This window comes from Leisingera sp. JC11 (assembly GCF_040704725.1).
In the GTDB taxonomy this organism is placed as follows: Bacteria; Pseudomonadota; Alphaproteobacteria; order Rhodobacterales; family Rhodobacteraceae; genus Leisingera.
Map to the genome: position 1 here is coordinate 87,952 of NZ_JBFCVS010000011.1, position 18,409 is coordinate 106,360.

Consider the following 18,409-nt stretch of genomic DNA (forward strand, 5'->3'; position numbering starts at 1 on the left):
GACGCAAGGGGCTGTGGATAAGCACAGCAGGCCTTTGCAATGCTTAAGGATTTGAGCAGAGCGGGCTGAGCCGGCCCGGGGGACGGAGCGGTGCAACTGACCTGCGGGGCGCTCAGCTCCGGGCAAGTTTTCAATCCGCCGAAGGTAAGTTCCGGTTATCCGGGTGCGTCGATATTCTCCGTGCGGTTCCGGGGCTTGCGGGCTAAACCTCGGCCAGCGGCAGGCAGGAGGAGGGTGCGCAGGTGGCTGAGAAGGGGATCAAAACGCAGGATTGGGTGGCGTTCCGGGCCGAGGCGCAGCGGATGCTGGAGGCGGCGCTGGACCAGATGCAAGAGGCGGCGGAGCGCCCGTGGCAGCCAGTGCCGGAAGACATTGATGCGCGCTATGCGGTGACGGCGGAGGCGCGCGGGCCGCAGGAGACCGTGGACCGGATCATCGAGGACGTGCTGCCCTATCACGGCGGCAATATTCACCCACGGTTCTGGGGCTGGGTGCAGGGCTCGGGGCTGGCCTCGGACCTGATCAGCTCTCTGGCGGCGGCGGCGGTCAATGCCAACATGGGCGGGCGTGACCATGGCGCGAACTACATGGAGCGCGCGGTGGTCGATTGGACGCGGGCCAAGATGGGGATGCCCGACGGCGCCAGCGGCATTCTGGTGACCGGTACCTCGCAGGCGACGGTGATCGCCTTTCAGGCGGCGCGGCTGCGGGTGCTGAAGGACCTGCGCAAGCAGGGGCAGGGTGCAGTGCGGCTGACCGCCTATGCGGGCGAGGGCGTGCATAACGCGACGCTGAAGGCGGTGGAGCTGCTGGGCATCGGCTCGGACAACCTGCGCAAGGTGCCGCTGGCGGAGGGCAAGCTGGACTGCGCGGCCTTGGCCCGGATGGTGGCAGAGGACAAAGCCGCGGGCGCGGTGCCTTTTCTGGTGGTCGGCAATGCGGGAACCGTGGATCTGGGGCTGTTTGATGATCTGAATGCCTTGGCGGATGCGGCGGCGGATCTGGGGCTGTGGCTGCATGTGGACGGGGCCTTTGGCGCCTGGACGCGGATTGCAGATGAACCTTACCGGTCGCTGAGTGATGGGATCGGGCGGGCCGACAGCATCGCGCTCGATTTCCACAAGTGGATGTATGTGGGCTATGACTGCGGCATGGCGCTTATACGCAATGAAGACGAGCACCGGGCGGCCTTTGCGGCGCGGCCAGCCTATCTGGAAGGCGCCGAGCGCGGGCTGGCGGGCGGCGAGCCGTGGTTCTGCGATTACGGCATCGACCTGAGCCGCGGCAACCGGGCGCTGAAGGTGTGGACGGCGCTGGAGACCTATGGCGAGGCGGCGTTCTCGGAAGCGATCACCGGCAATTGCGATCTGGCGGCGTTCATGGCGGCGGAGGTGGAGGCGCAGCCCCGGATGGAACTGGGGGCGCCGGTGGTGTCGAACGTCTGCGTGTTCACAGCGCGCAGCGATCTGGACCGGGAGGCACAGTCGGCGCTGAACGCGCATATCGCCCAGACCTTGCAGGAAAGCGGCGAGGCGGTGTTCTCAACCACCCGTGCGGGCGGCCGGGTGATGCTGCGCGCCGCCATCACCAACCACCGCAGCCGCGAGGCGGATGTGCGGGCGGCTATTGCCGCGGTGGCGCGGGTGGCGGCACAATAAAACTATGAGCCCCGCGCCTGCCGGGGGGCAGGCAGGCGCGGGGCGGCGGTGCTGCCTGGCAGAACATTTGTGACGTTCGGTTCCGTCTTTCCGTAAGATCTGAACTCGCTACTCTCCGGGCCAGTCAGTCAGGGAGAGAGACATGGCCTGGATCAGGACCGTTCCGTTTGAAGAGGCAACCGGCAAGCTGAAGAAGCTTTATGAGCGGGTGACCGGGCCAGGCAACAACGTCGACAACATCATGATGGTGCATTCCCTGCGGCCGCATTCGATGGAAGGCCATATGGCGCTGTACAAGAACGTGCTGCACCACACCGGCAACAAGGTGCCGAAATGGTTCCTGGAGGTGCTGGGGGTCTGGGTCTCCAGCCTCAATGACTGCGCCTATTGCGTCGAGCACCACTTTGCAGGCCTTCAGCGGCTTTTGGGGGATGAGGCGCGCGGGCGGGCGATCCGCGCGGCGATTGAGGCGCGCGATCCGGAGGGCGCGCCGCTGGAGGCTGCGCAGGTGCTGGCGATGGGCTATGCGCGGATGCTGACGGAGGAGCCGTCCAGCGTGAAAGAGGCGGATATCGAGGCCCTGCGGGAAGCCGGGTTCGACGATAGCCAGATTCTGGAGATCAACCAGGTCACCGCCTATTTCGCCTATGCCAACCGGACGGTGCTGGGGCTTGGGTGCTCCACCAAGGGGGATGTGCTGGGGCTGAGCCCGAACAATTCGGAGAACCCGGATGACTGGGGGCACAAGTAGGGGCGCAGCGCCTCGGCCCTGGGGGCCTGACCCTGGCGTATTTGAGACCGGAACGGAGCAGACGGCCCTCAGCGGCCGTCTTTTGTTGTGCGATTGGCATATCTTTTGATGCAGGTCAGCGCGGGGCGGCCACGGCGGCGGTAAGGTTGCGGCGCAGATTGAAAGAGGGAGTTTTTGATGGACGCCGCAGCAGACAAGATCGTGAACAACGCCGCAGGGGCAGCGCCTGAACCTGCGCCTGCCGAAGCCGCATCTGAGGCCCGCGCCCCCAGTGCCGAGGATATCCGCCGCGCGTTCGAGAGCGGCAAGTATCCATACCCCAGGAAGATGGCGCGCAAGGCCTATGAGGCGGAGAAGGCGCGGCTGCAGGCGGAGCTTCTGAAGGTGCAGCTGTGGGCGCAGGAGACCGGCGAGAAGTTCGTGATGCTGTTTGAAGGCCGCGATGCGGCGGGCAAGGGCGGCACCATCAAGCGGTTCACCGAGCACTTGAACCCGCGCTCTGCCCGGGTGGTTGCCTTGAACAAACCCTCGGACGAGGAGCGCGGGCAGTGGTACTTCCAGCGATATGTGCAGCACCTGCCGACCAGCGGCGAGATCGTTTTCTATGACCGGTCCTGGTACAACCGGGCAGGCGTCGAGCGGGTGATGAGTTTCTGCGAGCCGTACGAATACCTGGAATTCATGCGCCAGGCGCCGGAGTTCGAGCGGATGCTGGTGCGCTCCGGCATCCGGCTGTACAAATACTGGTTTTCGGTCACCCAGGAGGAGCAGAAGCGTCGGTTCGTCTCACGCGAGACCGACCCGCTGAAGCAGTGGAAGCTGTCGCCGATCGACAAGGCGTCGCTGGGGAAATGGGATGATTACACCGAGGCCAAGGAGGCGATGTTCTTTTACACCGACACCGCGGATGCCCCCTGGACGGTGATCAAGTCGAACTGCAAGAAGCGGGCGCGGATCAATTGCATGCGGCATTTCCTGGCCTCGCTGGAGTATCCGGGCAAGGACCCCGAGATCGCCCGGGAGCCGGATCCGCTGATTGTCGGACAGGCGCATCACGTGATTCACCAGTCCGACCACATTCTGGGCAAGGCGCTGCATCCGGAGAACAGAGCGCGCTGATCCCCGCCGGCGGTGCGGCCCGGCGCTTGCGGGGCCGTCCAACTGGGCTTAGATCTTTGGGCATGAAACGTTTTGTTCCTTTGCTGACGCTTGCGTTGCTGGCCCCGCAGGGCGCCGGGGCGCATCCGCATATCTTTGTCGATACCGGGATGAAGGTTGTGGTCTCGGACGACGGGCAGCTGCAGGCGGTGGAGATCACCTGGGCCTATGATGAGTTCTATTCGCTGCTGATCTTCGAGGATAAAGGGCTGGACAGCGATTTCGACGGGGTGCTGACGGCGGAGGAACTGGCGCAGCTGCAGGGCTTTGACCTGGCCTGGAGCGAGGGGTTTCAGGGCGACACCTATCTGACGCAGGAGGGCGAGGTGCTGGCGCTGGGCGCGCCGGAGCATCTTTCGACCGAGGTGCAGGACGGGCGGATCACCACCCGGCACCGGCGGGTTCTGGCCCGGCCGCAGGCGGCGGACGGGGTGGTGATCAAGGCCTATGACCCGACCTATTACACCGCCTATACGGTGAACCAGGGGCTGGATGTCACCGGCGGCTGCCAGGGCAGCATTACCCCGCCCAACCTGGATCAGGCCTATACCCTGGTGGAGGAGCTGCTTTATGCAATGCCTGCGGAACAGGCGGAGGAGGCCTACCCGGAGGTGGGCGAAGCCTTTGCCGATACCGTGCGGTTGAGCTGCGGCGCGTAAGGTGAGGATTTTATTAACCATAGCAGCGCTGGGCGTGGCTGCGCTGGCGCTCTGGCTCTGGGGCTTTGGCGGTGCCGGGGCAGTGACCGCCTGGGCTGCGGAGGGCCAGCGCGAGGCGCAGAACGCGATGGCGCGGGGGCTGCGGGCCCTGCGCGCCGGGGAGCCGGGGGCGCTGATGGCGCTGCTGTCCCTGTGTTTCGCCTACGGGTTCTTTCACGCCGCCGGGCCGGGGCATGGCAAGCTGGTTATCGGCGGCTACGGCATGGGCAAGCCGGTGCCGCTCTTGCGGCTGGCCGGGCTGGCGCTGGCGTCCTCTTTGGCGCAGGCGGCCACGGCGGTGCTGCTGGTCGCGGGCGGGCTGCTGCTGCTGGACTGGGGCCGCGAGCAGCTGACCAGCGCGGCGGAGGATGTTCTGGCGCCGCTGTCCTACGGGCTGATTGCGCTGGTGGGCGTCTGGCTGCTGGCGCGGGGCCTGCGGCGGCTGCTGGCGAGCCGCAGGGTTCAGGCGGCAGGCCATCCCGGGCACCATCATGATGGAAACGGCCATGATCACGGCCACCGCCGCGGGCACGATCATGATCACGGCGGCGGCGCCTGCGCCTCCTGCGGCCACCGGCACGGGCCGACGGCGGAGGAGGCGGCCAATGTGCATTCGCTGCGCGACGCGCTGGCGATTGTGGGCGCGGTGGCGCTCAGGCCCTGCACCGGCGCTGTGTTCCTGCTGCTCTTGACCTGGCGGATGGGGGTGCTGTGGGCCGGGATTGCCGGCGCCTTTGCTATGGGGGTTGGCACCGCCACGGTGACGGTGGCGGTGGCAGTTGCGGCGGTCACCATGCGCAAGGGGGCGCTGGCGCAGATGCAAGGCACCGGTGCGCTGCGGGCGGCGGCGGTGCTGGAGATCCTTGCCGGCGCGGTGGTGGCCGTGCTGGCCAGCCAGATCATGCTGCGGGCGCTCTAGGCATCATTCCGCCAGAGCGCTGTCCAGCAGGGCAAACATCGGCTCCTGCGTCAGGTAAGCGGACATCAGCGCGCCCATCGGGGCGGCCTGCTCGCGTTCTGACATCTCGTGCCAGAAGGTGAGCGACTTGCGCTGCAGCAGCGCCGCGTGGGGATGGGCCTTGCCATAGGGGACGGGGACGCGTTTCAGCTCCGGGTCCTTGGCGGCGAACCCCTTGAGCGCGAGGATGTCCACCAGCGCGGCGGTCTCGTCGCCGAAGGCGCCGTCGACGGCCTGCCGCCAGCGCGGCAATTGCGCCTTGCTGAAACCCATGATGCCGCCGCCTGCGGTGCAGTAGTCCGGCGCGACGCCGAAGAACAGCGCGCAGCCTGCGCCGTTCAGGGTCCACATCATGTGCAGATGGGTGGTGTAGGGCGTCTTGTCCTTGGAGAACCGCACGTCGCGCTGCGGGCGGAACAGCTTGGCGGTGACCGGCGTTCCGCTGCGGCGGGAGATCGCCTGCGCCACCTCATCCATCAACAGGAGCGCGGGGGATTTCAGCTGCGCCTCGTAGCGGTCCTTATGCGCGGTGAACCAGTCCCGGCTGTTGTTCTGCGCAAGCTCGGCCAGAAAGGCGCGGGCGTCGGGGATCAGCTGGGCAAAGGCGTCGGTCATTCAATGGGCTCCTGCAAAGGGTTGCCTGTGCAGAATACCACCATGGGCCTGTGCGCAGGCAAGGAAACTCTTCCCTTGCCGGGGCGTGCGGGGGCGCCTAAGGCTGGCAGGATGAGCACGCCACAGACCAGACACACCGAGATGCCCCTGCGCGGCCACGCGCGCGCGATTGCCGTACTTGGCCTGCCGCTGATCGGCGGCCATGTGGCGCAGTTTGCCATCGGCCTGACCGATACCGTGATGCTGGGCTGGTACGGGGTGGCGGAGCTGGCGGCGGTGACGCTGGGCTCGTCCTATTTCTTTTCGATCTTCCTTCTGGGCTCTGGCTTTGCCTTTGCGGTGATGCCGATGGTCGCGGCGGCGGCCGGTGCGGGCGAGGAGCGGCAGATCCGCCGCTCGACCCGGATGGGGCTGTGGCTGTCGCTGGCATACGGCGCGGCGGCGATGCCGCTCTTGTGGTGGTCGGAGCCGATCCTGCTGATGCTGGGGCAGGAGGCGCAGGTGGCGCATGACGCGGCTGAGTACCTGCGGATTGCCGGATGGGCGCTGTTTCCGGCGCTTTTGTACATGGTGGCGAAGTCCTATCTGGCGGCGCTGGAGCGCACCCAGATCGTGCTGTGGCTGTCGGTGTTTGCGGCGGTGATCAATGCGCTGGTGAACTATGCGCTGATTTTCGGCAACTGGGGCGCGCCGGAGCTGGGCATCACCGGGGCGGCAATTGCCTCGCTGGTGACCAACGGCGTGTCGTTTGCGCTGGTGCTGGCCTATGCGCTGCGGGCGCTGCCGCAGCATGAGCTGCTGAAGAACTTTCACCGTCCGGACTGGGAGATGCTGGGCAAGGTGTTCCGCATGGGAACCCCGATCGGCCTGACGACGCTGGCGGAGGCCAGCCTGTTTGCGGCCTCGGCGATGATGATGGGCTGGCTGGGCACGGTGACGCTGGCAGCGCACGGGATCGCCATCTCGCTGGCGGGGCTGACGTTCATGGTGCACCTCGGGCTGTCCAATGCCGCCACGATCCGGGCGGGCAATGCCTTTGGCCGCGGCGACCGGGAGCATATGGCGCGCGGCGGCAAGGTGGTGACGGTGATGTCGCTGCTGGTGTCGGCGGTGGCGATTGCGCTGTTCCTGACGATCCCGGATCCGCTGATGTCGCTGTTCCTGGATGCGGATGACCCGCAGAAGGACGGGATCCTGCTGATCGGCGGTGCGCTGCTGGCGGCGGCTGCGCTGTTTCAGCTGATGGACGGCATGCAGGCGGTTGCGCTGGGGCTGCTGCGCGGGGTGCAGGACACCGGAGTGCCGATGGTGATTGCCGCGCTCAGCTATTGGGCGGTGGGCATTCCGGCCTCCTATGCCTTCGGCTTTGTGCTGGGCTGGGGCGGCGTCGGCGTCTGGATGGGGCTGGTTGCGGGCCTGACCACCGCCGGCCTGTTCCTGATGCTGCGGTTCTGGCGCCGTTCGATCAAGACGGTGGGGGCGCCGGCCTAGGCCCGGCGCACGCGTGTCAGCCTGCGCCGTCCTCGCGTCCCAGGGTGTGGATCGGGGTAAAGGCGCCGAGGATCAGGCGCCTGTGGTCGAACGGGATCTCGACCGGGATGTCAAAGCGGGTGTCCTTGGCGATCCGGGCCTCGGCCTCTTCCATCTCTGCCCTGCTGGGCCAGACCTGCCAGCTGAGCACGATCTTCTCGTCCGGGCGGGCGGCAACGGCGCGGCGGAAGTCGGTCTGCTGGCCGTCGGGCACGTTGTCTTCCCAGGCGTCGACGATTTCCAGGCAGCCGTATTCCCGGAACAGGGCGGCGCTGGCCTTGGCCCAGGCCTTGTAGGCCTCGAGGTTCGTCTCGGGGACGGGGATCACAAAACCGGCGACATACATGGCGGCCCTCCCTGGCAGCAGCGCGGGCAGCGCCCGGCCTGTGCAAGTGTGGCACGGCAGAGCGTTCTGCTCCAGCCCCGGGGCGGGTGCCCGCGCAGGGTTGACCGCCCCGGGCCCTGCGGGCAGGGTTTCCAAAGAGCATTGTATTCATTCAGAAAGAGGCCGTTTCCCATGATGACCGACGATGACAGGCGCCTGCTGCGCATTGCCTATGAGGAAGCCAAGGCGGGGTTTGACGAGGGCGGCTGCCCGATCGGATCGGCGCTGGCGCGGGGTGGCCAGGTGGTGGCGCAGGGGCGCAATCAGCGGGTGCAGAAGGGCGACCCGATTGCCCATGGCGAAATGGACGCGCTGCGCAAGGCGGGGCGGCAAAAGACCTACCGGGACACGGTTCTTTATACCTCGCTGTCGCCCTGCATGATGTGCAGCGGCACCATTGTGCAATTCGGCATCCCGCGGGTGGTGATCGGCGACACGCAGAATTTCGGCGGCAACGAGGACTTCCTGCGCTCCAAGGGCGTTGAGGTGGTGATTGCCGAGGATCCGGACTGCATCGCGCTGATGGAGCGGTTTATCCGCGAGAAACCGGAACTGTGGGCCGAGGACATCGCCGAGTAGCACCGCCCCCGCCTGTCAGCCGGTGAAAAACTCCAGCGCGCCAATGTTCTTGGCGCGGACGGTGATCTTGTTGCCAAAGCGCTTCCGGTCGATCCCGCCAAGCTCATCGCGCAGTTCCGGGCTGATGCGGATCGGCCCGATCCGGCCGCTGCCGCCTGTCACATCCTCCTGATGCGCCTGCTCCAGCCGGGCAGCCTTGTTCACTTCCGGGCCGATCAGGGTGAACTGGTGGCGGGTGGCGGAGCCGAAGTCGCCGCTGAGCACATAGCCCGCGTGCAGGCCGATACGCAGGCCGAGCGCCTGCTTGCCGATGGTGATGCCGGCCACGGCGGCCACTGCTTCCTCGGCGGCGCGCAGGGCGGCGGTGCAGATGCTGCGGGCGGAGTCGGCGGCGGAGCCGAGCACCCAGAACGCCATCAGCCCGTCGCCGATGAACTTGTCGATATGGCCGCCATGCTGCTGGATCGGCTGGGTCTGGGCATTGAAGAACCGCTGCACGATGTCGGCGATCCGCTCCGGCGGCGTTCTGGTGGTGTAGCCGCTGAAGTTCACCACATCCGAGAACCAGATCACCGCCCGGTCCACGGCATAGCCGGTCTGCTGGCCCGCGCCGGCCTGCATCCGGCGGCTGAGCGCGTATTCGTTGGTGTAGGCGTGCAGGATGCGGGTGTCATCCGCCAGCTGCTGGCTGAGCGAGGCGGTGCGGCGGCTGGCGCCGCGCAGCTTGATCGAGATGATCTTGGCGATGTTGCGCCAGATCTTCCCGGCTTCCGGATGCTGTTCAATCTTGGCCTTGTCGACCACCAGCACCTCGACGCTGGTCTCATTGGCCACCAGGTCATAGATCCGCTGGTAGCCGTTGCCGACCAGATGCTGCTCTCCGACCACCTCGTTGCGGCGGCGGACAAACAGCGTGTGGCCGTCTTCCCGGATCGCAACGGAGCCCTCAACCACGATCCAGAGGCAGGTCGCCGGATCGCCGCGGGAGCAGAGATGCTCGCCTTCGGCAAAGCGGAAGGGGCGGGCGTCCAGCAAGTCGGGATCGAGCAGATCATCGGCCAGGCCGCACATCGCCATGGCCTCCGCATAGCGGGACCCCAGCGCGTTCAGTTTCTCGATCTTCGGTTTCATGGCTGCGTTGCTCCGGCGGGCCTTGGGGCCCGGTGCCGCAAATACTGAGTCTAGCATATTTTCTGCGGCGGGGCCTTGATCCCGGTTGCCGACTGCAAATCGTGAATCGCAACACGCGGATTGGTTCCCGCCGCAGGTGCATTTTCCATCGGCCGGGCGGAAAGCCGCAGGATCGGGCGCGGGGCTTGCGCGGACAAAGGCCGGTCCGGGCGCTGAAGCGGTAACCTGCTTATTTGAAACGGGAAAAACGGCGCCATTACGCCGGGGTTCCGGCTGATTGCGGTTGGGGGATGGCGGAGTGCCGGGGCAGGTCCTAGCTGTTTGTCACGGTTCGCGGGACACGCCGCGCACCGCAACAAACCAAAGGATGACTGGAGTGTCTCACATGAAAAAGTTTGCCCTGACCGCCGCTGCTGTTGCTGCCCTGACCGCCTCGCCGCTGGCTGCAAAGGACCTGGCCGCAGAGCTGGATGCTGATGGCAACGGTACTTTCTCGCTGGAAGAGCTTCAGCTGGCGTTCCCGGACCTGACCGCGGAAACCTTTGCCACCGTTGATGCCAATGCCGACGGCGAAGCCGACGCGGCAGAGGTCAGCGCGGCGATCGAAGCCGGCGTTCTGACCCAGGCGGGCTGATCCCGCTCGCCGCCGCCGGCGCGCCGTCACGCGGCTCCCCCGCCTTTCGGGGGCGGCCGACCGTCCCTTCCAGCCGCGCAGCGTGACGGCAGAGCGGCAGAAAGGCCCCGCAGCATTGCGGGGCCTTTTCCGTTTCCGGCAGGCCGCGCCGTGGAGGTGACGAATGCGCAGCCTTTTGAGTCGGGTTTCAGGGATTGCCGCAGCCGGCTTGGCTGTAGGCTCCGCGCAGAATTGAAACCCGCGCGCCGGGCGGCAGCCCGCCCGCGGCATCAGGAGGCTGTCCCATGTCCAAACCCATCGTTCTCATCACCTCGGCCACCGGCCGTATCGGCCGCGAGCTGGTGGCGCGGCTGGCGCAGGGCGGCCGGTTCACCGTGCGGGCCTGCTATTTCAGCGAGACCAAGGCGGAGCAGCTGAAGGCGCTGGGGGCCGATGAGGCGGTGAAGTTCGACCTGTCGGACGCGGCCACCTGGGACGCGGCGCTGGAGGGCGTATCGGCCATCTATTCCGCCTCGCTCGACCCTATGCTGGAGGGCCACCTGAACTTCTGCAAGGCGCTGGGGGCGCGCAAGGACCAGATCAGCCATGTGGTGCGCGTCAGCTGCATGGGCGCGGACACCAATACCGCTGATTATGATGCGGATACCCATGCCTCGCGCCCGGGCGCGGGCATTCCGCTGATGCTGCAGCACTACTGGTGGGGCGAGAAGGCGCTGATCGATGCAGGCCTGACCGTGACCGCGCTGCGCAACAACTTCTTCATGAACCACCTGCTGAAGACCGACTGCGAAACCATCGAAAACGAGGGCTGGTTCTCCAACCCGCTGGGGGATATGCGCAACTCCTTTGTGGCCACCCGCGATATTGCCGAGGCGGCGGCAGTGGTGCTGGCCGAGGGGCCGGAGCGGCATGGCAACAAGTTCTATGACATCACCGGCCCGGCGCCGCAGTCGATGGCGGAGATTGCGGCTGACCTGGGCCGCGCGATGGGCCGGGAGATCGAATACCGCCCGCAATCCATGGAGCAGTTCGAGGCGGATTTCGGCGCCACCCGCGCCGAGTTCTTCGAGTACCTGACCAACGGCTTCTACACCCGCTGCAGCCCGGATTTCTACAATATCACCGGGCACAAGCCGACGTCTTATTACGACTACCTGACCACCAAGGGGGTCAGCGGCGAGACCGGCCTTGAGGAGCTGTGGCAGGGCAACCTGTGGAAGAAGGGCGTTGATGCGATGAAGGACGCCGCGGGCGCCAAGGCGTCCTGAGGCGACGGGCGGGCCGTCAGTCCAGGCTGACGATCCGCCATTCGCCGCCCTCGCGGCAGGCCAGGCCGCGGCGCCAGTGGCCGCCGTCGAACCGGGCGTCGAAGCTGCGGCAGGTGCTGCCGTTATGGCTGCTGCGCGCAAGCGGGCGCAGCGCATAGGCGAGACCCGTTTGCGGGTTGGTGAAGTCGAAGACCTGGCTGTCGCCTGCGTATTCCAGGGCCGAGCCGATGCAGCGGCGGTCGTCCGCACCCAGGCGGCGGCCGATCTCGCCGCCCAGCAGGGCGCCCAGCACCGTTCCCGCGGCAATTGTGATGGTGTCGCCATCGCCGAGCCGGGACCCGGCCGCAGCCCCGGCTGCGCCGCCCAGCAAGCGGCCCAGGGCCTGCGAGTTGCAGGACGGCCAGGACGCGGGCTGCGGCGCCCGCCGGCTGCCGCCGTGCGCATAGGCGGCGGGCGGCGCGAACTGCGGGAAACGGGCGATGTGGGAGCAGTCGCCCTTGGTCGAGGTCTTGGCGTCGCCCTTGCCGTATTTCAGGTGGTATTTGAACTGGCAGCGGTGGTCCTTGTACTCGTATTTGTACTGGTTGCCCTTGTCCTGGACCTTGATCGACGGGCCGCCGGCCGCGGCGGGATGCGGCAGGGCCAGGGCGCAGAGAAGGGGAAGGGTGCTGAAGAGGAAACCGGGGCGCATGGGCGTTCTCGTATTCTGCCAGGGGGCCGGAATGAGATCCGGCGGAGTTAAGGGAACCTCAACCATGCGGCTGAGCCTGCGTCCAGCCGCAGCCTGCAGCGGGGGCTGGAACCGGCAAAGCCTTGCCAATGGGGCCGGTGCTTGCGCGGGCAGAACCGCGCAGGTGTGATAGGCTGATGCCAGCCGCAAGCTGTGGCGGCAGAAAGGACTGGCAGTGATGATGCGGGGGCCGAGCGGTCCGGCATGCAGGGTTTGGGCAGCACGTCTGGCCGGGCTGCTGCTGGCGGTTTTCTGCGGGGCGGCGGCGGTTGCTGCGGAGAGTTCCGCAGAGCATCCCCGCACCGGGCTGATGTGGAACCGCACCGGGCTGCCCGCCGTGTTTCCGCTGCAGGTCAAAACGCCGGAGGGCGCGGATTATTACCTGGTGCTGTCGGGCCGCGGCGGCGACGCGCTGGCGGCCTATATCCGGGGCGGCGCGTTCTTCAAGGTGCTGGTGCCGCCAGGGCGCTATGCGCTGCGCTTTGCCAGCGGCAGAGTCTGGCAGGGCGAAGAGAGGCTGTTCGGGCCGGACACTGTGGTGTTCGAGCTGCCGGAGGCGCTGGACTTTGCGGTCCGCGACGCAGGGATCAAGGCGGGGCACCTGGTGTCGCTGACGCGGGAGCCTCTCAGCGGCGGCCTGCGGGCAGAGGTCAAAGGCCAGTACGTCTGCCAGATTGCCAGCCTGGAGGGGCCTGAACCGGTTCAGCTGCTGCCGGGGCCGCCGCACCGGTTTGCCCTTGGCGGCGATCCGCAGGCACGGGCCGCATTGCACCTGAGGTGGCGGCTGGGATTGGCCGGGGTGGAGCCGGGCACGCCGGATGCGCTGTGGCAGCGCAGCCTGTTCGTGCTGGGAAACCCGAATTTGCCGCGGTTCCGGCCGCAACTGATCAGCCCGCCCCTGCCGCGGGTGCAAAGCGGGTTCCGGTCATACTCTGTGCGGTCGCTGTACTGCGGCTGAGGCGGCGGGGCACGCGCGCTTATTCGCCGCCGCGTTCCTTCATCAGCCGGTCGGCCTTCTTGCGCACCAGCACGCTGCGCAGGTCGTGCATCGCCAGCAAGAGCGCATCGGTGACGTCCTCCAGCTGTTCATCGGTGGCGCGGCTGTTGGCCCAATGGGCGGTCAGGTTGAGGTGGTCGATGGCGCGGTGGATGTCGTCGGTATCGCGGGCCGCCAGGGTAGCGGCGCGGGCCTCCATCCAGGATTTGATCTCGGCGACATCTTGATCGGTCAGCCGGCGCTGGCCGTGGGGTTTGATCTCGCCGTTGCGGATGTTCACAACGGCGATCTGGTCCATCTCGATCCGCCGGTTGCGGTTCTCGGTATCGACACGGAAGACAAAAGCGCCGTTCTCACGGACGCGGAAGTAATAATCCGGCAGATCGGCGCTCATGCTCATGTCTCCTGTCAGGTCAGCGCGGCGCAGAACGTCTGGATGCGGCGGCAGGCCTCTTCCAGCGCTGCGTCGGAGGTTGCGTAGCTGACGCGGAAATTGGGCGACAGTCCGAAGGCGGCGCCGAAGACCACGGCGACATCGGCTTCCTCCAGCAGCGCGGTGGCGAAAGCCTCATCCGTTTCAATCACCTTGCCCGCAGGCGTGGTCTTGCCGATCAGCCCGGCGATGGAGGGGTAGACGTAAAACGCGCCCTCCGGCACCGGGCAGGTGATGCCCTCGATTTCCGACAGCATCGAGACCACCAGGTCGCGGCGGCGTTTGAAAGTCTCGTTGTTGGGCGCCAGGAAAGCCTGGGTGCCGTTGAGCGCCTCTACCGCGGCCCATTGGCTGACAGAGCAGGGGTTGGAGGTCGACTGCGACTGTACCTTGCGCATGGCGGCGATCAGTTTTTCCGGGCCCGCGGCATAGCCGATGCGCCAGCCGGTCATCGCATAGGCCTTGGAGACGCCGTTGCAGGTGAGGGTGCGCTCATAAAGCCCCGGTTCCACCTGCGCAGGCGTGCAGAATTCGAACCCGTCATAGGCCAGATGCTCGTACATGTCGTCGGTCATCACCCAGACATGCGGATGGCGCATCAGCACCTCGGTCAGCGCCTTCAGCTCCTGCCAGCTGTAGCCGGCGCCGGTGGGGTTGGAGGGCGAATTGAAGATGAACCATTTGGTTTTGGGGGTGATCGCGGCCTCGAGCTGATCGGCGGTCAGTTTGAAATTGGCTTCCAGTGCGGTTTCCACCACAACCGGCGTGCCGCCCGCCAGCAGCACCATGTCAGGGTAGCTGACCCAGTAGGGGGCGGGAATCACCACCTCGTCGCCCGGGTTCAGCGTCGCCATCAGCGCGTTGTAGAGCGTCTGCTTGCCGCCGGTGCCGACCGAGACCTGCGCCGGCGTGTAGTCGAGCCCGTGGTCGCGCTTCATCTTGGCGCAGACCGCCTGCTTCAGCTCCGGGATGCCGTCGGGGGCGGTGTATTTGGTCTTGCCCGCGGCAATGGCGGCAACCGCGGCGTCCTTGATGTTTTGCGGCGTGTCAAAGTCCGGCTCACCGGCACTGAGGCCGATGACGTTGCGTCCCGCGGCCTTCAGCTCTGCCGCTTTTGCGGTCATCGCTATGGTGGGTGACGGTTTGACGCGGGATAAGGTCTCGGACAGGAAAGACATTGGCGGTGCCCCGGTTTGTATGTTGTGCGGAACTGTCATAGGTTGCCGCCAAACAGCGATCAAGCTGCATTGGCACTTTGAGTTAGGAGAACGGACAATGACTGAGCAGAACACAGACTGGTATGGCCCGGATGCAGCAACTTTCGGCGACCGCGTTGCAGCGGCGCGCGAAGCGGCCGGGATGACTCAGGGCCAGCTGGCGCGGCGGATCGGTGTCAAGAAATCGACCTTGAGCGCCTGGGAGCGGGACCTGTCGGAGCCGCGCGCCAACAAGCTGACCATGCTGGCGGGGCTTTTGAACGTGTCGATGTCCTGGCTGCTGACCGGCGAAGGCGAAGGCATGACGGAGCCGGCGCCGCTGGAGCTGGAAGCCGGTGATTTCACCAGCGTTCTGAATGAATTGCGCTCGCTGCGCAGCGAGATGCGCCAGAACGCGGAGCGCGCTGCGCGGCTGGAAAAGAAACTGCGGGCCCTGCTGCAGGTCACTGACGCGCCGGCATCGGAACCGGCCTGAGGCCGCAGGATGCAGGAAGACCGTGCCACCCGCCTGAAGCGGCTGCAGATGCGCTCGATGCGCCGGGGTATCAAGGAAATGGATATCCTGCTGTCGGCCTATGCAGCCGCCAGCCTGGAGCAGATGGACGAGGCGCAGCTGGATCTTTACGACCAGCTGCTGCACGAGAACGACCAGGATCTGTACCAGTGGGTGACCGGCCAGGCGGAACCGCAGGAGCGGTTCCGCGCCCTGGTTGCGGAGATCGCTCAAACCCATCAAAAATAATAAAATTCCGGCTTAACGGATTTTTCGGGAATTGTTGGCATCTTGTCTCAGGAGCAAATTCGAGTCGGAGATGCGAATGAGTATGGAATTGCCAATTGGCCAGACGGACCGCAAAGGATTCATGACTGGCTACCTGGAGGCGCTGGGTCTGCTTGAGCGCCTTCACCGCCTGCTGCTGGACGTCATCAAGGATGAGTTTGAACGCGTCGGCGTGCTGGAGATCAATGCGGTCCAGGCGCTCTTGCTGTTCAACATCGGCGACAATGAGGTCACCGCCGGGGAACTGAAAACCCGCGGTTACTATCAGGGCAGCAACGTCAGCTACAACCTCAAGAAACTGGTCGAGATGGGCTATATGCACCATCAGCGCTGCGAGATCGACCGCCGTTCCGTGCGGGTGCGCCTGACCCAGCGCGGCCGCGAGATCCGCGACATCGTGTCGGCGCTGTTCTCCCGCCACGCCGAAGGGCTGGAAGGCAAGAACGTGATCACTTCGGAAGGCATCGAGGACATCACCTCTTCGCTGAAGCGGATGGAACGCTACTGGTCGGACCAGATCCGCTATATCTACTGAGGCGCCGGCTGGGGCAAGCCGTTCCAGAAGGCGATGGCCGGACAAGCCGGGGAAACACCGGCTGGCCGCAGACGGGGCATGAGGGGAAACCATGCTCTGACCGTATCAAAGGGTAATGCGCCGGGCCCCGGCCAGGGTCACGGCAGACGGCAGCAGAAGCGCCGCCCTTTTTCCGGTTTTTTACAGTAGACGGGCAGAAATCACCGGCAGCCCCTTGGGGGCTGCGCCGGTTCTTTGTGCGGGCACTGACCCTGTGCAAACCGGGCGGCAAACCTGCCGCTTTGGCGCGCAACCCGAAGCCTGTGCCAGCGCCCGTCATTTTCTACCGGCACTATGTACCCGCAGCCGGCGTCTGCGAAGCGGCGCCGCGCCGCGGCTTGCCCGCGTTGCCAAAGCCCCGAGCGCCGGCGGAGCGGGCTTACCAGTGGCCGGTGTTTTCCATGCTGGCCCAGGGTTCTGCCGGGGCCAGGGCGTCGCCGTTCTGCAGCAGTTCGATGGAGATATTGTCGGGCGAGCGCACAAAGGCCATGCGGCCGTCGCGCGGCGGACGGTTGATGATGACGCCGTTGTCCATCAGGTGCCGGCAGGCGGCATAGATGTCATCCACCCCATAGGCGAGATGGCCGAAGTGGCGGCTGTCGCTGGGCAGCGCGTCGTCGCCGTCCCAGTTGTAGGTGAGTTCAACCGGTGCCTCCTCCTGGCCGGGCGGGGCCATGAACACCAGGGTGAACCGGCCCTGCTCATTCTCGTAGCGGCGGGTCTCCTGCAGGCCGAGAAGCTGGTAGAAGGCGATGGATTTCTCCAGGTCCTTCACTCGGACCATGGTGTGCAGATAGGTGAGGGGCATGGCGGTCTCCTGTTTGGGTTTGCGGCCCCGGTGCGCTCACCGCATAGGCCCGTGCTGAACAGATACGGGTTCAGAATTTTGATTCAATGCCTAGAGAGATGGAGAATTCTGAACTTTCGAAGCGGCTGTGGTTGGAGCTGCGCTTACCCGCCCGGACCCGCAGCATCGGTGCGAATCCTGCGTAATCGTAGTCTTCGAAGAACAGGTTCAAATCCGCATAAAGCGACTGATCCTGGCGGCCGCCGGGAATGGTCTGCCAGGCCAATCCGTTGTGGAACACGTGATCGGGGTAATCGGCCGCTCCCAATATCAGCCCGGTGCTGACCTTGGCCGGGCCGATGGCCTCTCCAAACGCGTAGCCGACCCGCAAGGTAGCCGTTGTTCCTGCGGAGTTGACGTTGCTGGTATGGGTGTCGCGCAGCCCGAGCGTGAAGCTGAGGCTGTTGCCGTTTTCAAGTTTCCGCGACAGCGAGGCGCCAAGGCCGAAAACGTCTGCCCGCAGCGAATTCAGGCGCGGGTCGATCCGGTGCTCGGCGCTGCCGTTGATAGTGAGCCGACTTTGGCTGGAGAGGGCCCAGCTGCGGGCGCCGGACATTTTTATCAGATTGTAGTTCCGCTCGCCGCCGTACCAGGAGGTTGCGCCGGTCAAAGCGATCCGTGCGCTGCCGCCGCTGTCCGCCGGCCCGGCGGCAAAGGCGTGGCTCAAAGCGATTTCGCCGTAGGTGGAGCCGAATTCGGAATTGCGGGGAACGCTGGTGCCCGTCAGGGCTGCCAGTTCTGCCGCTTCTTCCTTGGCGCTGGAGGACAGGGCCACGCGCTGGACATACAGGCGCCCGCTGAGAGAGGTCAGGCTGGTTTTGCTTTGCCGCAGGCGGCGGCCGAGGCTGCCATCCAGGGTGCCGATGAGACCGGAGAGGGCAACGGCCCGCGGCCCCAGCCTGTTTTGATGGGAGGACAGGCCATCGATTTCCTGCGTTGCGGCATCGGAACCGTTGTTCACGTTGTTCGAGGGCTTCACCCCGCCGCTGAGCCGGAACGACCAGGGGCTGATCCGGCGCAGGGTCTGGTAGTCCTTGGCGATCAGGGCATCGGCCTTGCTGTCCGGGGCGTGAACCGCCGTCCGGCGCAGCCAGTACTGCGACAGAACCGGGCTGCCGCCCTGAAAGGCCAGCCGCGAGGCCAGCTGGCCCATCTGGAACTTGGCGGCGCTGTCAGGCGCAAAGCGAAAGGCGCGGGCAGCGGCCTTGCGCCCCTCGGCGGGCTGGCCGGCCTGGGCATATGCAGCGGCTTGGAGGTGCCAGGCAACATGGTTCTTGCGGTCGGCCTGCAGCAGGGCGTCCGAGACCCGCAGTGCCAGCTGCGGGTTGCCGGACTTCAGCGCATGGGCGGCCAGCACATGCCCCTGGTCCAGGGACAGGTGCACTTTGGGATTTGCCTGTTCCTGAGCGTACGGCTGGGCCGTTGCCAGGCCCAGCACCAGCGCTGCCGCGGCGGCCTTGCGCAT

The 18,409-nt window shown here is 66.1% G+C and carries 21 protein-coding genes; 13 read left to right on the forward strand and 8 right to left on the reverse strand.

Annotation, left to right across the window (positions count from 1 at the left end; all coding sequences use genetic code 11):
- The first annotated feature begins 242 nt into the window (after positions 1 to 242).
- From AB1A62_RS13745 to AB1A62_RS13765, 5 genes are all read left to right on the forward strand, one after another.
- A complete protein-coding gene (locus AB1A62_RS13745) occupies positions 243 to 1,658 on the forward strand; it encodes a pyridoxal-dependent decarboxylase (protein WP_366662023.1) in 1,416 nt (471 codons plus the stop codon).
- Positions 1,659 to 1,800: 142 nt separating this feature from the next.
- On the forward strand, positions 1,801 to 2,409 hold the full coding sequence (locus tag AB1A62_RS13750; RefSeq protein ID WP_366662024.1) for a peroxidase-related enzyme: 609 nt from the start codon (positions 1,801 to 1,803) through the stop codon (positions 2,407 to 2,409).
- 177 nt (positions 2,410 to 2,586) lie between these two features.
- Positions 2,587 to 3,528, forward strand: coding sequence for a polyphosphate kinase 2 (gene ppk2 / locus AB1A62_RS13755; RefSeq protein ID WP_366662025.1), 942 nt, complete (start codon positions 2,587 to 2,589; stop codon positions 3,526 to 3,528).
- A 62-nt stretch (positions 3,529 to 3,590) separates the two neighbouring features.
- Positions 3,591 to 4,226: a DUF1007 family protein gene (locus AB1A62_RS13760; RefSeq protein WP_366662026.1), complete on the forward strand. Its 636-nt coding sequence runs from the start codon at positions 3,591 to 3,593 to the stop codon at positions 4,224 to 4,226.
- Between the two features lies 1 nt (position 4,227).
- Positions 4,228 to 5,184, forward strand: coding sequence for a hypothetical protein (locus tag AB1A62_RS13765; protein ID WP_366662027.1), 957 nt, complete (start codon positions 4,228 to 4,230; stop codon positions 5,182 to 5,184).
- Between the two features lie 3 nt (positions 5,185 to 5,187).
- Here the strand turns inward: AB1A62_RS13765 and AB1A62_RS13770 are convergent, their stop codons facing one another.
- On the reverse strand, positions 5,188 to 5,838 hold the full coding sequence (locus tag AB1A62_RS13770; RefSeq protein WP_366662028.1) for a TIGR02453 family protein: 651 nt from the start codon (positions 5,836 to 5,838) through the stop codon (positions 5,188 to 5,190).
- Positions 5,839 to 5,949: 111 nt separating this feature from the next.
- On the opposite strand from AB1A62_RS13770, the gene AB1A62_RS13775 reads away from it, so the two are divergent.
- Positions 5,950 to 7,329, forward strand: coding sequence for an MATE family efflux transporter (locus tag AB1A62_RS13775; RefSeq protein WP_366662030.1), 1,380 nt, complete (start codon positions 5,950 to 5,952; stop codon positions 7,327 to 7,329).
- A gap of 16 nt (positions 7,330 to 7,345) precedes the next feature.
- Here AB1A62_RS13775 and AB1A62_RS13780 read toward each other — a convergent pair whose 3' ends face one another.
- Positions 7,346 to 7,714 carry a DUF1428 domain-containing protein gene (locus AB1A62_RS13780; RefSeq protein WP_366662031.1) on the reverse strand — a complete coding sequence of 123 codons (369 nt, stop codon included), beginning with the start codon at positions 7,712 to 7,714 and terminating at the stop codon, positions 7,346 to 7,348.
- Positions 7,715 to 7,888: 174 nt separating this feature from the next.
- On the opposite strand from AB1A62_RS13780, the gene AB1A62_RS13785 reads away from it, so the two are divergent.
- Complete coding sequence (locus AB1A62_RS13785; RefSeq protein ID WP_366662108.1) at positions 7,889 to 8,332, forward strand: nucleoside deaminase; 444 nt, start codon at positions 7,889 to 7,891, stop codon at positions 8,330 to 8,332.
- 15 nt (positions 8,333 to 8,347) lie between these two features.
- Here AB1A62_RS13785 and AB1A62_RS13790 read toward each other — a convergent pair whose 3' ends face one another.
- Positions 8,348 to 9,463 (reverse strand): adenylate/guanylate cyclase domain-containing protein, encoded by a 1,116-nt coding sequence (locus tag AB1A62_RS13790; protein ID WP_366662032.1) that lies wholly within the window; start codon positions 9,461 to 9,463, stop codon positions 8,348 to 8,350.
- Between the two features lie 385 nt (positions 9,464 to 9,848).
- Here AB1A62_RS13790 and AB1A62_RS13795 point away from each other — a divergent pair, with 385 nt between their 5' ends.
- Both AB1A62_RS13795 and AB1A62_RS13800 read left to right on the forward strand, forming a co-directional pair.
- Positions 9,849 to 10,097: an EF-hand domain-containing protein gene (locus AB1A62_RS13795; protein ID WP_366662033.1), complete on the forward strand. Its 249-nt coding sequence runs from the start codon at positions 9,849 to 9,851 to the stop codon at positions 10,095 to 10,097.
- Between the two features lie 284 nt (positions 10,098 to 10,381).
- On the forward strand, positions 10,382 to 11,365 hold the full coding sequence (locus AB1A62_RS13800; RefSeq protein WP_366662034.1) for an NAD(P)H-binding protein: 984 nt from the start codon (positions 10,382 to 10,384) through the stop codon (positions 11,363 to 11,365).
- A gap of 16 nt (positions 11,366 to 11,381) precedes the next feature.
- On the opposite strand, the gene AB1A62_RS13805 is transcribed toward AB1A62_RS13800, so the two are convergent.
- Positions 11,382 to 12,056, reverse strand: coding sequence for an RT0821/Lpp0805 family surface protein (locus tag AB1A62_RS13805; protein WP_366662035.1), 675 nt, complete (start codon positions 12,054 to 12,056; stop codon positions 11,382 to 11,384).
- A 217-nt stretch (positions 12,057 to 12,273) separates the two neighbouring features.
- On the opposite strand from AB1A62_RS13805, the gene AB1A62_RS13810 reads away from it, so the two are divergent.
- A complete protein-coding gene (locus AB1A62_RS13810) occupies positions 12,274 to 13,053 on the forward strand; it encodes a hypothetical protein (RefSeq protein WP_366662036.1) in 780 nt (259 codons plus the stop codon).
- Positions 13,054 to 13,072: 19 nt separating this feature from the next.
- Here AB1A62_RS13810 and AB1A62_RS13815 read toward each other — a convergent pair whose 3' ends face one another.
- Positions 13,073 to 13,486: a hypothetical protein gene (locus AB1A62_RS13815; RefSeq protein ID WP_366662037.1), complete on the reverse strand. Its 414-nt coding sequence runs from the start codon at positions 13,484 to 13,486 to the stop codon at positions 13,073 to 13,075.
- A 14-nt stretch (positions 13,487 to 13,500) separates the two neighbouring features.
- A complete protein-coding gene (locus AB1A62_RS13820) occupies positions 13,501 to 14,703 on the reverse strand; it encodes a pyridoxal phosphate-dependent aminotransferase (RefSeq protein WP_366662038.1) in 1,203 nt (400 codons plus the stop codon).
- A gap of 97 nt (positions 14,704 to 14,800) precedes the next feature.
- On the opposite strand from AB1A62_RS13820, the gene AB1A62_RS13825 reads away from it, so the two are divergent.
- The 3 genes from AB1A62_RS13825 (at position 14,801) to AB1A62_RS13835 (ending at position 16,058) form a co-directional block, all read left to right on the forward strand.
- A complete protein-coding gene (locus AB1A62_RS13825) occupies positions 14,801 to 15,217 on the forward strand; it encodes a helix-turn-helix transcriptional regulator (protein WP_366662039.1) in 417 nt (138 codons plus the stop codon).
- A gap of 9 nt (positions 15,218 to 15,226) precedes the next feature.
- Entirely contained in the window at positions 15,227 to 15,484 is a 258-nt protein-coding gene (locus AB1A62_RS13830) for a succinate dehydrogenase assembly factor 2 (protein ID WP_366662040.1), read from the forward strand.
- 76 nt (positions 15,485 to 15,560) lie between these two features.
- Positions 15,561 to 16,058, forward strand: a complete 498-nt coding sequence (locus AB1A62_RS13835; RefSeq protein WP_366662041.1) for a winged helix DNA-binding protein — start codon at positions 15,561 to 15,563, stop codon at positions 16,056 to 16,058.
- A gap of 418 nt (positions 16,059 to 16,476) precedes the next feature.
- Here the strand turns inward: AB1A62_RS13835 and AB1A62_RS13840 are convergent, their stop codons facing one another.
- Positions 16,477 to 16,905: a VOC family protein gene (locus AB1A62_RS13840; RefSeq protein WP_366662042.1), complete on the reverse strand. Its 429-nt coding sequence runs from the start codon at positions 16,903 to 16,905 to the stop codon at positions 16,477 to 16,479.
- A gap of 70 nt (positions 16,906 to 16,975) precedes the next feature.
- Positions 16,976 to 18,409 carry a hypothetical protein gene (locus AB1A62_RS13845; RefSeq protein ID WP_366662043.1) on the reverse strand — a complete coding sequence of 478 codons (1,434 nt, stop codon included), beginning with the start codon at positions 18,407 to 18,409 and terminating at the stop codon, positions 16,976 to 16,978.

Coding starts and splice junctions, on each gene's coding strand:
- ppk2 (WP_366662025.1), top strand. CDS start 2,587: ATGGACGCCGCAGCAGACAAGATCGTGAACAACGCCGCAGGGGCAGCG.
- AB1A62_RS13810 (WP_366662036.1), top strand. CDS start 12,274: ATGATGCGGGGGCCGAGCGGTCCGGCATGCAGGGTTTGGGCAGCACGT.
- AB1A62_RS13845 (WP_366662043.1), bottom strand. CDS start 18,409: ATGCGCAAGGCCGCCGCGGCAGCGCTGGTGCTGGGCCTGGCAACGGCC.
- AB1A62_RS13785 (WP_366662108.1), top strand. CDS start 7,889: ATGACCGACGATGACAGGCGCCTGCTGCGCATTGCCTATGAGGAAGCC.
- AB1A62_RS13750 (WP_366662024.1), top strand. CDS start 1,801: ATGGCCTGGATCAGGACCGTTCCGTTTGAAGAGGCAACCGGCAAGCTG.
- AB1A62_RS13820 (WP_366662038.1), bottom strand. CDS start 14,703: ATGTCTTTCCTGTCCGAGACCTTATCCCGCGTCAAACCGTCACCCACC.
- AB1A62_RS13830 (WP_366662040.1), top strand. CDS start 15,227: ATGCAGGAAGACCGTGCCACCCGCCTGAAGCGGCTGCAGATGCGCTCG.
- AB1A62_RS13780 (WP_366662031.1), bottom strand. CDS start 7,714: ATGTATGTCGCCGGTTTTGTGATCCCCGTCCCCGAGACGAACCTCGAG.
- AB1A62_RS13800 (WP_366662034.1), top strand. CDS start 10,382: ATGTCCAAACCCATCGTTCTCATCACCTCGGCCACCGGCCGTATCGGC.
- AB1A62_RS13825 (WP_366662039.1), top strand. CDS start 14,801: ATGACTGAGCAGAACACAGACTGGTATGGCCCGGATGCAGCAACTTTC.
- AB1A62_RS13805 (WP_366662035.1), bottom strand. CDS start 12,056: ATGCGCCCCGGTTTCCTCTTCAGCACCCTTCCCCTTCTCTGCGCCCTG.
- AB1A62_RS13835 (WP_366662041.1), top strand. CDS start 15,561: ATGAGTATGGAATTGCCAATTGGCCAGACGGACCGCAAAGGATTCATG.
- AB1A62_RS13790 (WP_366662032.1), bottom strand. CDS start 9,463: ATGAAACCGAAGATCGAGAAACTGAACGCGCTGGGGTCCCGCTATGCG.
- AB1A62_RS13760 (WP_366662026.1), top strand. CDS start 3,591: ATGAAACGTTTTGTTCCTTTGCTGACGCTTGCGTTGCTGGCCCCGCAG.
- AB1A62_RS13775 (WP_366662030.1), top strand. CDS start 5,950: ATGAGCACGCCACAGACCAGACACACCGAGATGCCCCTGCGCGGCCAC.
- AB1A62_RS13840 (WP_366662042.1), bottom strand. CDS start 16,905: ATGCCCCTCACCTATCTGCACACCATGGTCCGAGTGAAGGACCTGGAG.
- AB1A62_RS13795 (WP_366662033.1), top strand. CDS start 9,849: ATGAAAAAGTTTGCCCTGACCGCCGCTGCTGTTGCTGCCCTGACCGCC.
- AB1A62_RS13770 (WP_366662028.1), bottom strand. CDS start 5,838: ATGACCGACGCCTTTGCCCAGCTGATCCCCGACGCCCGCGCCTTTCTG.
- AB1A62_RS13815 (WP_366662037.1), bottom strand. CDS start 13,486: ATGAGCGCCGATCTGCCGGATTATTACTTCCGCGTCCGTGAGAACGGC.